The following is a 14,319-nucleotide window of genomic DNA, read 5'->3' as shown; positions in this document are numbered from 1 at the left end:
CTGCCGGCGGAACGGGATGTGGAGGCTGAGGGACCGGTAGTCTACGCCCTGACATAACGGTCAGAAAAGAGGGGCAGCGGGTTGCCGCGTGGGCGTAGGAGCGGGTGATTGCGTAGAATAGCGGTCTCTCTGCAGGAGCCTGCCATGCGAATAGTTGCCGACGAAAACATCCCCCTGGTCGACGCCTTCTTTGGCGCCCTGGGTGAAATCCGCCGCCTGCCGGGCCGCGCCATCGATGCGGCAGCCCTGGCAGACACCGACCTGTTGCTGGTGCGCTCGGTGACCCATGTCGATCGTGCGCTCCTGGCGGGCAGTCCGGTGCGATTCGTGGGCACTTGCACCATTGGCACCGACCATCTCGACCTCGAGTATTTCGCTGAAGCGGGCATCGCCTGGTCCAGTGCGCCCGGTTGCAACGCCCGGGGCGTGGTCGACTACGTGCTGGGCAGTTTGTTGCTGCTGGCCGAAGACGAAGGCGTCCGGCTCGCCTCGCGCACCTTTGGCGTGGTCGGCGCCGGCCAGGTTGGCGGGCGTCTGGTGGATGTATTGCGTGGCCTCGGCTGGCGGGTGCTGGTCTGCGATCCGCCGCGCCAGGCCGCTGAGGGCGGTGATTTCGTCGACCTGGAAACCATCCTCCGCGAGTGCGATGCCATCAGCCTGCACACGCCGCTGGACAACGCTGGCGCCCACCCGACCCATCACTTGCTTGACGCTGAGCGGCTGGAGCGCCTGCGGCCCGGCACCTGGCTGGTCAATGCCAGTCGCGGCGCAGTGGTCGACAACCGTGCCTTGCGCGAGCTGCTGGAGCGTCGCAAGGACCTGCGCGCGGTGCTGGACGTCTGGGAGGGCGAGCCCGTGGCGGACGTCGAACTGGCGCGCCTGTGCCGTATCGCCACGCCACACATCGCCGGCTACAGCCTTGATGGCAAACTGCGTGGCACCGCGCAGATCTATCAGGCGTGGTGCCGCTTCAGTGGCCAGGCGGAAAGCGTACAACTGGACGAGTTGCTGCCGACGCCCTGGCTGGAGGAACTGACCCTCGATGCCAGCTGCGATCTTGATTGGGCCCTGGCGACCCTGTGCCGCGCAGTGTACGACCCGCGCCGCGACGATGCGGACTTCCGCCGTAGCCTCGTGGGCGATGAGCTGCAACGCCGCGCCGCCTTCGATGCCTTGCGCAAGCACTATCCGGTGCGACGGGAAATCGACGGGCTGCGGGTACGTTTGACGGGAGAGGCGCCGAAGTTGGCGGAGATGGTTCGGGCGCTCGGGGCCGAGCTGGTTTAGATAATGGGCCCGGGATTGCCCCGGGCCCAGGCGCGTCAGGCCTTTCTCAGCTCGGATGCCAGCTGCTTGTGCAGTTCCTGGCAGGCGCGCTGGATCATGATTTCGGTGATCGGAATCTCACGGCCTTCGGCGTCGATGATCGCGCCGCCGACGGGACGACGCGGTTGCAGCGGGATCACGCGGCTATCGGTAGTGCTGTCGTGCAAGCTCATGGCCTGTCTCCTCATTCAGGTGGTGCGCGCAGTCTAGGTAGGGCATATGAACGCGCAGTGACAGTTGGCGCGACGGGTGCGCCGGAAAAACGAAAGACCAGGAAACACTAGCAGCGAATATGCCAACTGCGAGCGTCCTGGTCCTGGTGGATGGACCCCCTGGGTGGGGCGAGAGTTCAGTACGAGGTAAGCATGTCTCTGTTCCACATGGGTCTGATCATCAATCCCCTTGCCGGTCTGGGCGGCCCGGCAGCGCTCAAGGGCAGCGACGGAGTCGCCGCAGATGCCCTCGCCAGAGGCGCCGAGCCTCGATCGGCTGCGCGCACGCGTCTCGCCCTGGAATGCCTGTTGCCGCTTGTCGGGCGTATCCAGTTCGTCACCTTCCCCGGCCCGATGGGCGCCGACCTGCTGGCGGAGATGGGTTTTTCCCATCGCGTCCTGGGGCATCTCGACGGTCCGGTCACCAGCGCCGACGATACGCGCCACGCTGTCGATGCCCTGCAGGATGCCGGAGTGGCGCTGATCCTCTTCGCAGGTGGTGACGGTACGGCGCGGGATGTCAGCGCGGCGATTCGTGGCGATCAGCCGGTGCTGGGTATTCCCGCCGGGGTGAAGATCCACTCCGGCGTCTATGCCATCAGCCCGCGTGCCGCCGGGGAATTGGCGCGGCGTTTGGTGGAAGGCGGGCTGGTGCGTCTGGCCAGTGGCGAGGTGCGCGACCAGGACGAGACCGCCCTTCGAGACGGCAAGGTGGCGGCGCGCTGGTATGGCGAGCTGACGGTGCCGGTGGAAGGCCACTTCATGCAGCACGTCAAGCAAGGCGGCATGGAGTCGGAGGAGTTGGTGCTGGTGGATCTTGCCGACTGGCTGAGTGACAGCTGGGAGGAGGACGTGCGCTATGTATTCGGGCCGGGCTCCACCCTGCATGGCCTGGCCGCCAACCTGGGCCTGGAGACGACGCTGCTGGGTGTGGATGTGATCGAGAACGGCGCGGTGATCGCCCGCGACGTCACCGAGACGCAACTGTTCGAGCTCGTGGATGGGCATCCCGCGCGGCTGCTCGTCACCGCCATTGGTGGCCAGGGTCACATCATCGGCCGCGGCAACCAGCAGATCAGCCCGCGGGTACTGCGTGCCATCGGCCTGGAACACCTGCGGGTGGTGGCCACCAAGCGCAAGCTCGGCACCCTGGAGGGCCGGCCGCTACTGGTGGACAGCGGCGATCCGGCACTGGACGACGCCTTCCCCGACGCGGTGCGGGTCTGGGCCGGTTACAAGGAAGAGCTCCTCTACCCGCTTGGGTGGGGCGACGAGGGCTGACGCCGCTCGCTGGTTTCCACGGGGATCGGATACCATCGACGACACTTTCCCGTAGATGCAGGAGCATCGCGATGGATGTCGAGCAGTACCCGCCCCACGTTCGACCCGGCGAGCGCGTCGTGCTGTTCGACGGGGTCTGCAAGCTCTGCAGCGGTTGGGCGAAGTTCCTGATTCGCCATGACCGGGCGCGAGTATTCAAGCTCGCGTCGGTGCAGTCTGCGGAAGGGCAGGCGATCCTCCGCTGGTTCGGCCTGCCCACGGACAGCTACGCAACCATGCTCTACGTCGAAGGCCGGGAGTTGTTTGTCCGCTCAGAGGCCATTGCACGCATCGTCCGCCAGTTGCCGACGCCCTGGCCGCTATTGGGTGTATTCCGCATCCTGCCGCTGGCCTTGCGGGACTGGTGCTACGACCGTATTGCCTTGAATCGCTACCGCCTTTTCGGCAGGTATGACGTCTGCCTGTTACCGTCGCCCGACCATGAGGGGCGCTTTCTGAATGCCGATCGCTGAGCTGCGACGCTTCGCAATGCTTGCCCGTTGTGGGCTGGCACTCCTGTTCCTCTATCACGGCCTGGTGCCGAAGCTGCTCTGGCTGAGCTCCGACGAGAGGCTGATGATCACCGCCCACGGCCTCACGCATGTCGAGCTGGTGGCGACCCTGGCCGGACTGGCGGAAATCATCCTCGCGCTGATCCTCTTGGGCGTACGCCAGTCTCGCTGGCCCCTCGCACTCGCGGCGCTGCTGCTGGCAGGGCTGCTGCTGGACGTGGCCTTGTTCACTCCGGGCCTGCTGATCCAGGCATTCAACCCGCTCTCCACCAACCTGGTCGCGTTGTGCCTCTGCCTGGTGGGTTGGTGGGCCGAAGCGCCTGTATGCAGCGAGCAATCCCTTGGACAACCCGACTGAGTCCCTCGATGGCATCTTTTCTTTCCGCACGGCAGCGTAGTGCGCTGCGCATGGCCGGGCGCTTCGTCGCGCCGTATCGCTGGCGGGTGATCGGCGCCTTGCTGGCGCTGTTGTTCACTGCCGGTATCACCCTGTCCATGGGCCAGGGCATTCGCCTGTTGGTCGACCAGGGGCTGGCCACGCAGTCCGAAGCGTCGTTGCGGCATTCGATCATGCTGTTCTTCGGCCTGGTGCTGGCCCTGGCGCTGGGCACCTTCACGCGCTTCTACCTGGTTTCCTGGATTGGTGAGCGCTTCGTTGCGGATATCCGCAAGCGCGTGTTCGACCACCTGATCCAGCTCCATCCGGGCTTCTACGAAAGCAATCGCGCATCGGAAATCCAGTCGCGGCTGACGGCAGACACCACGTTGCTGCAATCGGTGATCGGCTCCTCGATGTCCATGGCATTGCGCAACGGGATCATGCTGGTTGGGGGCATTGGCCTGCTGTTCGTCACCAACCCCAAGCTGACCGGCATCGTGCTGCTGGCGTTGCCGCTGGTGCTGGCGCCGATTCTCATCTTTGGTCGACGGGTACGGAAACTGTCGCGGCAGAGCCAGGATCGCATCGCCGACGTCGGCAGCTATGTGGGCGAGACCCTTGGCCAGATCAAGACGGTGCAGGCGTATAACCACCAGGCGCAGGACCGCCAACGATTCGCCGGCACCGTGGAAGGTGCATTCGATACTGCGCGGCGTCGCATCACCCAGCGCGCCTGGCTGATCACCCTGGTGATCCTGCTGGTGCTGGGCGCCGTAGGTGTGATGCTCTGGGTCGGCGGCACAGACGTGATCGCCGGACGCATTTCTCCCGGCGACCTGGCGGCCTTCGTGTTCTACAGCCTGATCGTGGGTGCCGCTTTCGGCGCCATCAGCGAGGTGATCGGCGAGCTGCAGAGCGCCGCGGGTGCAGCGGAACGCATCGCTGAACTGTTGCAGGCGCGCAATGCCATTCATGCACCGCTTGAAGGGCGGGCGACGCTACCGGAGCGGGTCAGTGGGCAGATCGAGCTGGAGGATGTGCACTTTGCCTATCCGGGGCGACCTGATGTGAACGCGCTGGACGGCGTCAGCCTGGCCGTTCGTCCTGGCGAAACCCTGGCGCTGGTGGGGCCGTCCGGGGCGGGCAAGTCGACTGTATTCGAGCTGCTGCTGCGCTTCTTCGATCCCCAGACCGGGAGCATCCGTGTGGAGGGGGTGGAGCTTCGCCAGCTCGATCCTGCCGACCTGCGCCGTTGCTTCGCCCTGGTATCCCAGAATCCAGCCCTGTTCTATGGCAGTGTCGAAGACAACATTCGCTACGGCCGACCTGAGGCCAGCGATGCCGAGGTCGAAGCTGCTGCCCGAGCGGCCCATGCGCACGAGTTCATCGCCCGCCTGCCACAGGGTTATCGCACTCATCTGGGAGAGGGGGGTATCGGCCTGTCCGGTGGTCAGCGCCAGCGTCTGGCAATTGCACGTGCCCTGCTGGTGGATGCCCCGATCCTGCTGCTGGACGAGGCCACCAGCGCCCTGGATGCGGAAAGCGAACACCTTATCCAGCAGGCCCTGCCGGCTCTGATGAGCGGGCGAACCACCCTGGTGATCGCTCATCGCCTGGCCACCGTACAGAATGCCGATCGCATTGCGGTGATGGAGCGGGGCAGGGTAGTGGCAATCGGTCGTCACGCGCAGCTGGTGGCCAGCAGCCCGCTCTATGCGCGGCTGGCGGAGCTGCAGTTCGGTGCCCGGACGGAGAATGAAGTCGAGTAGCGGTACCCGTTGAGCAAAAAAAAGGGGATGCCATTGGCATCCCCTTTTTCATTCAGAAAAAGCTTCAGACGACTGGTTTAGTCTCGTCCTTGGCTTCTTCCTTCTCTTCTTCGTCGGCCTTGGTCTCGGCTTGCGCCGGTACTTCAGCTTCAGTCACGAGCACGAGTTGTTCAGGCTGTTCAGCCGGGGTCTCTACTGCTTGCTCGACGGTTTCTTCAACCTTCTGCTCGGCAGCTACCACTGTTTCTTCGACGTCTGCGACGGCGTGAGCAGCAGCGGAAACCGGTTCGGCGGCAGCAACAGCTTCGACGGCCTTGGCGGCTGACTCTTCGGCTTCCTTGGCCAGACGCTCGGCTTCGCGCTGACGACGACGCACTTCGCGCGGATCGTTGGCGGCACGGCCGGAGCTGGTCGGAGCCTGGGCTGCCGGTACTTCAGGCTGCGGCGCAACGACCGGAGCTTCTTCGACAACGGCAGGTGCTTCTACCACGGCTTCAGCAACAGGGGCGGCTTCAACGGCCTGGGGTGCTTCCACCACGGGCGCTTCTACCACCGGAGCTTGCTCGACAAACGCAGCAGTTTCTTCGACCTGGACGACCACGGCTTCGGCAGCTGCGGTTTCGACAACCGGAGCTTCGGTGGGGGCCGGGGCTTCGGTAACGGCTTCGGCAACAACTTCAGCGGCAACTACACCGGTGGCGACAGCGGCAGCAACCGGGGCTGCTTCGCCATCTTCCTGACCTTCCACCAGCTCATCACCGTTGGCTTCACGCTGACGCTCGCGGCGGTTGCTGCGGCGGCGCTGGCCACGGGAACGGCGGCGAGGACGCTCGTCATCGGAGCCGTCCTGATCGTCGTCCTGCAGCAGCTCTTCGTTGTTCAGCAGTTCCTCGTCGACTGGCTCGGCCTGGGCCAGTTCGGCACGCGGCTGACGCTCTTCGCGAGGTTGACGCTCTTCACGCGGCTGACGCTCTTCGCGGGCCGGACGCTCGGCGCGTTCGCCACGCTCGCGGCGACCTTCCTGGCCTTCGCGCGGTTCGCGGGGCTCACGAGGCTCACGGGCTTCACGCGGCTGACGCTCTTCGCGGGGCTCACGGGCTTCACGTGGCTGACGCTCTTCGCGAGGCTGGCGCTCTTCACGCGGTTGACGCTCCTCACGGGGCTCACGAGCCTGACGCTCTTCGCGAGGCTGGCGTTCTTCACGCGGCTGACGCTCTTCGCGGGCTGGACGCTCGCGGCGGGCCTCTTGGCCTTCACGGGCTTCGCGAGGCTGGCGTTCTTCGCGCGGCTTGCGATCTTCCTCGCGGCGGCCTTCACGAGGTTCGCGGCCTTCACGGCCATCGCGACGACGGTTCTGCTGACGTCCATTGCGGCGCTCTTCACCACGCGGCTGACGCTCGGCAGCAGGCTTCTCGGCTTCGACCTTGGGCTCTTCCTTGCCGGCGAACAGACCTACCAGAGACTTGACCAGACCCTTGAACAAGCTGGGCTCGGGAGTCGGTGCCGGTTGGGCTTGCGGAGCGACTGCGGTCGGTGCCGGAACCGGGCGCTCGGGGGAAACGGTCTTCACCGCTGCTTCCTGGCGAACCAGGGTGCGGGTGGAGCTGACCGGTTGGACTTCTTCCACCTCGGCCGGGGTCATTTCGTAGCTGGACTGGTTGTTCTGCACTTCCGGGCTGTCGTCGCGCAGGCGCTGGACTTCGAAGTGCGGGGTTTCCAGGTGGTCGTTCGGCAGGATGACGATGCGCGAACGGCTGCGCAGCTCGATCTTGGTGATGCTGTTGCGCTTCTCGTTGAGCAGGAAGGCGGCAACCGGGATCGGCACTTGGGCGCGGACTTCGGCGGTGCGGTCCTTGAGGGCCTCTTCCTCGATCAGGCGCAGGATGGCCAGCGAGAGGGATTCCACGTCACGGATGATGCCCTGGCCGTCGCAACGGGGGCAGACGATGCCGCTGGTCTCGCCCAGGGACGGACGCAGGCGCTGACGGGACATTTCCAGCAGGCCGAAGCGCGAGATACGACCGATCTGAACGCGGGCGCGGTCGGCTTCCAGGGCTTCGCGGACTTTTTCTTCCACGGCACGCTGGTTCTTGGCCGGCGTCATGTCGATGAAGTCGATGACGATCAGGCCGCCGATGTCGCGCAGGCGCAGTTGGCGGGCGATTTCTTCAGCCGCTTCCAGGTTGGTCTGCAGGGCGGTTTCTTCGATATCGCCACCTTTGGTCGCACGAGCCGAGTTGATGTCGATGGACACCAGGGCTTCGGTCGGGTCGATGACGATGGAGCCACCGGATGGCAGCTTCACTTCGCGCTGGAAGGCGGTTTCGATCTGGCTTTCGATCTGGAAGCGGTTGAACAGCGGAACGCTGTCCTGGTAGAGCTTGATTTTGCTCTGGTACTGCGGCATCACCTGGCGAATGAAGCTCAGGGCTTCCTCGTGGGCTTCGACGCTGTCGACCAGTACTTCACCGATGTCCTGGCGCAGGTAGTCGCGGATGGCGCGGATGATGACGTTGCTTTCCTGATAGATCAGGAAGGGAGCGCCGCGCTCACCGGAAGCTTCCTTGATGGCGCTCCAGAGTTGCAGCAGGTAATCCAGGTCCCACTGTAGCTCTTCGCTGGAGCGGCCCAGGCCGGCAGTACGAACGATCAGGCCCATGTCGGCCGGAGCGTTGAGGCCGTTCAGCGCTTCACGCAGTTCGTTGCGCTCTTCGCCTTCGATGCGGCGGGAGATGCCGCCTGCGCGGGGATTGTTCGGCATCAGCACCAGGTAACGACCGGCAAGGCTGATGAAGGTGGTCAGGGCAGCGCCCTTGTTGCCGCGCTCTTCTTTCTCGACCTGGACGATGACTTCCTGGCCTTCGCTGAGCACTTCCTTGATGTTGATGCGGCCTTCGGGGGACTTCTTGAAGTACTCGCGGGAGATTTCTTTCAGGGGCAGGAAGCCGTGGCGCTCGGCGCCGAAGTCGACGAAGGCGGCTTCAAGGCTGGGTTCGATACGAGTGATTCGGCCTTTGTAGATGTTGGCCTTTTTCTGCTCGCGGGCACCCGATTCAATGTCCAGATCGTACAGGCGTTGGCCGTCGACCAGAGCAACACGCAACTCTTCGGGCTGAGTCGCGTTAATCAGCATTCTTTTCATGTGGTACCAATGGGTTTCCGGGCTACCGGAAACGGCGATTGGCGCACACGACTCTCGCGGTCGGTGTCAGGTGCGTGTCAGGAGCGGCGTGCCACTCCAGTGTCCAGCGAGCTCCAGTCAAAGGGACCGGAATCGCGACTACGTCTCCTGCTTGCTGTCGTGACAGAAGCACTTGTTCAGGAGGAGGAATCAACGGTCGGAAGCGGACGAAATGAAGCGTCTTGAAACTACGCAGTCCGACGGTTATGCATCTCCACCCTACACTTATCCCTTGAAAATCGGGTGCCGCTCGCTGAATCCGTAGCGGGTTGCATTTACCGTGATCTCCCAAAGGAAAGGGGCGATCACGCGTCATGGCTCAAGGCTTTGGTTTCTGAAAATTCGCAGTCATTGCAGCGAATTTTCTGTCGGACGGCCTCACGTCCTGAAAGGGTTGCAGCGGTTAGGGTGGCAGTTTTGGCGAACACCCTGAAACCAGGCCGCTTTTGGCGGCGTTCGCGACTATAGCAGTAATCATTAAGTGCTTCAAATCCATAAAAAATTGTTATGATGCGCAAATGAACACTCCTGCCTCTCCAACCTCCAGCGTCCAGCTGCTTGAGGTTGCGCCGGAATATGCCGGCCAACGCATCGACAATTTCCTACGCACTCAGTTGAAAGGTGCGCCCAAGACGTTGATTTATCGCATCCTTCGAAAGGGCGAAGTCCGCGTGAACAAGGGGCGCATCAAACCCGAGTACAAGCTCCAGGCAGGCGACGTCATTCGCGTTCCGCCACTGCGGCTCTCGGAACCCGACGAGCCTGCACCCGTGGCTCAGGGCCTGCTGGAGCGCCTCGAGAGTGCGATCGTCTATGAGGACAAGGCCCTGATCGTGCTGAACAAGCCGGCCGGCATTGCGGTGCACGGCGGAAGCGGTCTCAGCTTCGGGGTGATTGAAGCCTTTCGTCAGCTGCGCCCGGAGAGCAAGGATCTCGAGTTGGTGCACCGTCTCGATCGCGATACGTCCGGGCTCCTGATGATCGCCAAGAAGCGCAGCATGCTGCGTCACCTTCACGAGGCGCTGCGTGGCGACGGCGTCGACAAGCGTTATCTGGCGCTGGTGCGCGGTAGTTGGCCGACTTCGAAGAAGAAGGTCAGTGCGCCGTTGATGAAGAACAATCTGCGCTCCGGCGAGCGCATGGTCGAAGTGAATCCGGAAGGCAAGGAGGCGCTTACCGAGTTTCGCGTCGTGCGCCGTTTCGGGGAGTTCGCCACCCTGGTGGAAGCCAGCCCGATTACCGGGCGTACTCATCAGATTCGTGTGCACGCCAAGCATGCCGGTCATTCCATTGCCGGCGATCCCAAGTACGGCGACGAGGATTTCACTCGTGAGGTTCGTGAGTTGGGCGGCAAGCGCCTGTTCCTTCACGCACACTCCTTGGCGATCAGTCTCCCCGATGGGGGTGAGCTGAAGCTGGAGGCTCCGGTTGACGAGATGTGGCAAAAAACCCTGGAGCGTCTCGGTGCCTGATTACCAGCTGCTGATTTTCGACTGGGACGGCACGTTGGTTGATTCCATCGCCCGTATCGTCGAGTCCATGCGCGTGGCTGCAGAGGTTTCCGGACTTCCGTGGCGAGATGATGCGGCTATCAAGGGCATCATCGGGCTCGGTCTGCCGGAGGCGATCGCGACGCTCTATCCGGAGCTCGACGATCCCCGGTGCATCGACGCATTCCGCCAGCGTTACGGTGAGCACTACCACACGCTGGAGCGCCAGCCCTCGCCGCTGTTCGAGGGGGTGGCCGAGGCGCTGGAGGTGTTTCGTGCCCAGGGCTATCGTCTCGCGGTGGCCACCGGCAAAAGTCGCCGGGGGTTGGAGCATGTGCTGGCCGGGCGTGGCTGGCTGGATTACTTCGATGTCACTCGCTGCGCGGACGAGACCGCGAGCAAGCCTGATCCGCGCATGCTGCATGAAATCCTTGCGCATTGCGGAGTGGCTGCCGAGCAGGCCGTGATGGTGGGGGATTCTCCCTTCGATTTGCGCATGGCGCATCGGGCCGGGATGGATTCCGTGGCGGTTGGGTATGGCGCCCAGCCGCTTGCTGAGTTGCTCAAGGAGTCGCCCAGGCTGGCGATCGAGCGTTTCGAAGAGCTGCGTCACTGGCTGGAAGGTGACCTGAGCCGGCAATCCCGAGAGGTGGAGCTTTATGTCTGACGAATGGAAAGAAGCGCCTGCCGACAAGGCTGAGCAGAAGAGTTGGAAGTTGCTGGAGAAGGCTGTTCTGGCGGGAGTCCAGGAACAGCGTCGTGCCCGGCGCTGGGGCATTTTTTTCAAATCCCTGACCTTCCTCTATCTGTTCGTCGCCCTTGCACTGTTCTCGCCGGCATTCGATCTGCAGAAAAGCGCTGCGCGCAGCCAGGAGCACACGGCGCTGGTCGAGGTCCGTGGAATGATCGCCGATGAAGAGGCTGCGAGTGCCGACAACATCGTGACCAGCCTGCGTGCGGCTTTCGAGGATCCGAAGACCAAGGGTGTCGTGCTGCGGATCAATAGTCCGGGTGGCAGCCCGGTGCAGTCCGGTTACATCTATGACGAGATCCGTCGGCTGCGTGCGGAGCACAAGGACATCAAGGTTTACGCGGTGATCACCGATCTTGGCGCATCCGGTGCGTATTACATTGCCAGTGCGGCGGACGAGATCTATGCCGACAAGGCGAGTCTGGTCGGGTCTATTGGTGTCACTGCGGCGAGCTTCGGTTTCGTCGATGCCATGGGCAAGTTGGGTGTTGAGCGCCGCGTCTATACCTCCGGCGAGCACAAGGCCTTCCTGGATCCGTTTCAACCGCAGAAGGCTGAGGAAACCCAGTTCTGGCAAAGCGTCCTGGATACCACTCACCAGCAGTTCATCGAGAGCGTGAAAAAAGGACGTGGCGATCGACTCAAGGTCGATGGGCATCCCGAGCTCTTCAGCGGGCTGGTCTGGTCGGGTGAGCAGGCGTTGGCGCTTGGTCTGGTGGATAAACTCGGCAATACCAGTTTCGTTGCGCGCGAGGTCGTCGGTGCGAAAGAGATCGTCGACTACACCGTGCAGGAGTCGCCCCTCGATCGCTTCTCGAAAAAGTTCGGCGCCAGCGTTGCCGAGCGGTTGGCGCTCTGGATGGGGTTCCAGGGGCCGAGCTTGCGTTGATTCGTGTCTGCTAAAAAAGAAAGCCCGGCCAGAAGCCGGGCTTTCTTCCTTCTATATGGGTGAATCAGGGAATCTGTACGCCTTCGGCGAGCAGCATGTCCACGAGTCGAATCAGTGGCAGGCCGACGAGGCTGGTGGCGTCCGGGCCTTCGGTCGCACGGAACAGGCTGACACCTAGTCCTTCTGCCTTGAAGCTGCCGGCGCAATCATAGGGTTGCTCCGCTTCCAGATAGCGGCCTATGCGTTCGGCGTCCAGCTCGCGGAAATGCACGGTGAAGGGCACGCAGTCCACCTGGTAGTGGCCGGTAGCGCTATTCACGAGGGCAAGGCCGGTCAGGAAGCTGACACTGGTTCCGCTAGCTGCCAGTAGTTGATTTCGGGCGCGTTCGAAATCATGGGGTTTGCCGAGGATCTGCTCGCCCAGCGCGGCGACCTGGTCCGAGCCGATGATCAGATGGTTCGGGTTCTGGCTGGCAAGGGCTCTGGCCTTCTCCAGTGCCAGTCGGCGCACCAGTTGTTCGGCGGGTTCATCCGTCCGACGGCTTTCATCGATAGCGGGTGCGCCCCAGGTAAAAGGCAGTCGCAGGCGTTCGAGCAGTTCGCGTCGATAGGGTGAGCTGGATGCAAGTACCAGGGGTAGCATGGCAATCTCCGGTCTGAGAGGCGGGAAATTCTATAGAGGCCCGTCGCACGCGGACAATGCGGAAATTCTTTTGACAGGGCAGGGGCTCGTCCCTAGAATGTCGCGCCTATGTTGAATGGGCCGATTCCACCTCATGTAGATCCGCGCAAGCTGGCGGACCGCGAAGTCACTCTAGAGGGTGGCATTGCGCTCGCCAGTCTGGAGCGACTCTGCGATCCCCTAGCGGACAACGCGGGCAGCATCCATGCAAGCCTCGCGTTCGCCCGTGACGAGCGTCGTGCTGTCGTAATTCACAGCCGGATTGACGTCGAGGTCAAGATGGTTTGCCAGCGTTGTCTAGAGCTGGTCACCCTGAACATCCACAGCGAGTGTGATTACGCCGTGGTGAGGGAAGGGGCGGACAGTCAGTCGCTGCCGAAGGGCTATGACGTGCTGGAAGTGGGTGAGGATCCGTTGGATCTGATGACTCTGGTCGAGGATGAGCTGTTGCTTGCCCTGCCCATTGTTCCGGCCCATGACCCTGAAGATTGCCAGCAGCCGGCGGGCACCAATGAGCCCGAGCCGAGCGAGAACGAGGTACCGCGGTCCAACCCGTTCAGCGTACTGGCGCAGTTAAAGCGTGACCCAAACGTTTAGGAGTTAATTGATTATGGCTGTTCAGCAGAACAAAAAATCCCGCTCGGCACGCGACATGCGTCGTTCCCACGACGCCCTCGAAGCCAACGCCCTGTCCGTAGAGAAGAGCACTGGTGAAGTTCACCTGCGCCACCACGTTTCCCCGGACGGTTTCTACCGCGGTCGCAAAGTGATCGACAAGGGCGCTGCCGAGTAATCCTTGGTCGCCTCGATCATCGCGATTGATGCAATGGGCGGGGACTACGGTCCCCGCTGCATTGTTCCAGCCAGCGTCGCCTGTCTGGCTGAATTCCCCTCGCTTCACCTGGTCCTCGTCGGCCAAGCTCCCCTCCTTGAAGAACTCGTTGCCCGCATCCCTGCGGTCGATCGCCAGCGCCTGCAAATCGAACACGCCAGCGAAGTGATCGCCATGGACGAGCGCCCGGCACAAGCCCTGCGCGGGAAGCCGGATGCCTCGATGCGTGTCGCCCTCGATCTTGTGCGCAATGGACGAGCCCAAGCCTGTGTCAGTGCTGGCAATACCGGTGCCCTGATGGCGCTGTCGCGCTACGTGCTGAAGACCCTGCCAGGTATCGATCGCCCCGCCATGGTCAGTGCGATTCCCACGGCGCGGGGGCATTGCCATCTGCTCGACTTGGGCGCCAACGTCGATTGCAGCGCCGAGCATCTCTACCAGTTCGCCGTGATGGGGGCTGTTGCAGCTGAGGCGCTCGGCACTCCTGGTCCTCGTATCGCATTACTGAATGTCGGAACCGAGGACATCAAGGGCAACCAGCAGGTCAAGCTTGCGGCGAGCCTGCTGCAGCAGGCCGAAGGTCTCAATTACATCGGCTATATCGAAGGCGATGGCCTCTATCGGGGCGAGGCCGACGTGGTGGTTTGTGACGGTTTCGTCGGCAATATCCTGCTCAAGTCCAGCGAAGGATTAGCCTCGATGATTTCCACTCGAATGGAAGCGCTGTTCAACGAAACCTTCGCTTCTCGCGTGGTGGGTGCGCTGGCCCTGCCGTTGCTGCGCCGTCTTCGGACCGATCTGACTCCGGCGCGCCATAACGGGGCGAGCTTCCTGGGGCTGCAGGGCATCGTGATCAAGAGTCATGGTTCGGCCGGCTCGGAAGGCTTCCAGAGCGCCATTCGTCGCGCGCTGATCGAAGTTCGCGAGAACCTCCCGCAGCGCCTTCACGGCAGACTGGAACATCTGTTGCTGTAGG

The 14,319-nt window shown here is 63.0% G+C and carries 14 protein-coding genes; 11 read left to right on the top strand and 3 right to left on the bottom strand.

Features of this window, described 5'->3' with window-relative positions:
- The first annotated feature begins 144 nt into the window (after window positions 1–144).
- Window positions 145–1,287 carry a 4-phosphoerythronate dehydrogenase PdxB gene (gene pdxB, locus E8E95_RS18190; RefSeq protein WP_280352479.1) on the top strand — a complete coding sequence of 381 codons (1,143 nt, stop codon included), beginning with the start codon at window positions 145–147 and terminating at the stop codon, window positions 1,285–1,287.
- A gap of 35 nt (window positions 1,288–1,322) precedes the next feature.
- On the opposite strand, the gene E8E95_RS18185 is transcribed toward pdxB, so the two are convergent.
- Window positions 1,323–1,499, bottom strand: coding sequence for a PA1571 family protein (locus E8E95_RS18185; protein ID WP_179062020.1), 177 nt, complete (start codon window positions 1,497–1,499; stop codon window positions 1,323–1,325).
- A gap of 192 nt (window positions 1,500–1,691) precedes the next feature.
- Here E8E95_RS18185 and E8E95_RS18180 point away from each other — a divergent pair, with 192 nt between their 5' ends.
- The 4 genes from E8E95_RS18180 to E8E95_RS18165 all read left to right on the top strand — a co-directional run bounded on the left by E8E95_RS18180 (window position 1,692) and on the right by E8E95_RS18165 (window position 5,518).
- A complete protein-coding gene (locus E8E95_RS18180) occupies window positions 1,692–2,819 on the top strand; it encodes an ATP-NAD kinase family protein (protein ID WP_280352476.1) in 1,128 nt (375 codons plus the stop codon).
- A gap of 71 nt (window positions 2,820–2,890) precedes the next feature.
- The gene (locus E8E95_RS18175; protein ID WP_280352474.1) at window positions 2,891–3,331 is read left to right on the top strand and encodes a thiol-disulfide oxidoreductase DCC family protein; all 441 of its coding nucleotides are present in this window, start codon (window positions 2,891–2,893) and stop codon (window positions 3,329–3,331) included.
- Window positions 3,318–3,728 carry a DoxX-like family protein gene (locus tag E8E95_RS18170; RefSeq protein WP_280352473.1) on the top strand — a complete coding sequence of 137 codons (411 nt, stop codon included), beginning with the start codon at window positions 3,318–3,320 and terminating at the stop codon, window positions 3,726–3,728. The genes E8E95_RS18175 and E8E95_RS18170 overlap by 14 nt, the downstream gene beginning before the upstream one ends.
- 8 nt (window positions 3,729–3,736) lie before the next feature.
- Window positions 3,737–5,518, top strand: a complete 1,782-nt coding sequence (locus E8E95_RS18165; protein WP_280352471.1) for an ABC transporter transmembrane domain-containing protein — start codon at window positions 3,737–3,739, stop codon at window positions 5,516–5,518.
- Window positions 5,519–5,582: 64 nt separating this feature from the next.
- On the opposite strand, the gene rne is transcribed toward E8E95_RS18165, so the two are convergent.
- Entirely contained in the window at window positions 5,583–8,660 is a 3,078-nt protein-coding gene (rne, locus tag E8E95_RS18160) for a ribonuclease E (protein ID WP_280352469.1), read from the bottom strand.
- Window positions 8,661–9,217: 557 nt separating this feature from the next.
- Between rne and rluC the strand changes: the two genes are divergently transcribed.
- The 3 genes from rluC to sppA are packed head-to-tail and all read left to right on the top strand — an operon-like array spanning window position 9,218 to window position 11,829.
- Window positions 9,218–10,171, top strand: coding sequence for a 23S rRNA pseudouridine(955/2504/2580) synthase RluC (gene rluC / locus E8E95_RS18155; protein WP_280352467.1), 954 nt, complete (start codon window positions 9,218–9,220; stop codon window positions 10,169–10,171).
- Entirely contained in the window at window positions 10,164–10,856 is a 693-nt protein-coding gene (locus E8E95_RS18150) for an HAD-IA family hydrolase (RefSeq protein ID WP_280352465.1), read from the top strand. Before rluC ends, E8E95_RS18150 begins: the two co-directional genes overlap by 8 nt.
- A complete protein-coding gene (gene sppA, locus E8E95_RS18145; protein ID WP_280352463.1) occupies window positions 10,849–11,829 on the top strand; it encodes a signal peptide peptidase SppA in 981 nt (326 codons plus the stop codon). Before E8E95_RS18150 ends, sppA begins: the two co-directional genes overlap by 8 nt.
- 64 nt (window positions 11,830–11,893) lie before the next feature.
- Here the strand turns inward: sppA and E8E95_RS18140 are convergent, their stop codons facing one another.
- Window positions 11,894–12,472 carry a nucleoside triphosphate pyrophosphatase gene (locus tag E8E95_RS18140; RefSeq protein WP_280352461.1) on the bottom strand — a complete coding sequence of 193 codons (579 nt, stop codon included), beginning with the start codon at window positions 12,470–12,472 and terminating at the stop codon, window positions 11,894–11,896.
- A gap of 108 nt (window positions 12,473–12,580) precedes the next feature.
- On the opposite strand from E8E95_RS18140, the gene E8E95_RS18135 reads away from it, so the two are divergent.
- The 3 genes from E8E95_RS18135 to plsX are packed head-to-tail and all read left to right on the top strand — an operon-like array spanning window position 12,581 to window position 14,318.
- The gene (locus tag E8E95_RS18135; protein ID WP_280352459.1) at window positions 12,581–13,108 is read left to right on the top strand and encodes a YceD family protein; all 528 of its coding nucleotides are present in this window, start codon (window positions 12,581–12,583) and stop codon (window positions 13,106–13,108) included.
- 13 nt (window positions 13,109–13,121) lie between these two features.
- A complete protein-coding gene (rpmF, locus tag E8E95_RS18130) occupies window positions 13,122–13,304 on the top strand; it encodes a 50S ribosomal protein L32 (protein WP_044870244.1) in 183 nt (60 codons plus the stop codon).
- A 3-nt stretch (window positions 13,305–13,307) separates the two neighbouring features.
- Window positions 13,308–14,318 carry a phosphate acyltransferase PlsX gene (gene plsX / locus E8E95_RS18125; RefSeq protein WP_280352455.1) on the top strand — a complete coding sequence of 337 codons (1,011 nt, stop codon included), beginning with the start codon at window positions 13,308–13,310 and terminating at the stop codon, window positions 14,316–14,318.
- Window position 14,319: the final 1 nt, after the last annotated feature.

Source organism: Pseudomonas sp. BN414 (assembly GCF_029871275.1).
Classification (GTDB): Bacteria; Pseudomonadota; Gammaproteobacteria; order Pseudomonadales; family Pseudomonadaceae; genus Metapseudomonas; species Metapseudomonas resinovorans_C.
Note: the sequence above shows the minus strand (reverse complement) of the source record. Positions and strands in the feature narration are given on the sequence as shown.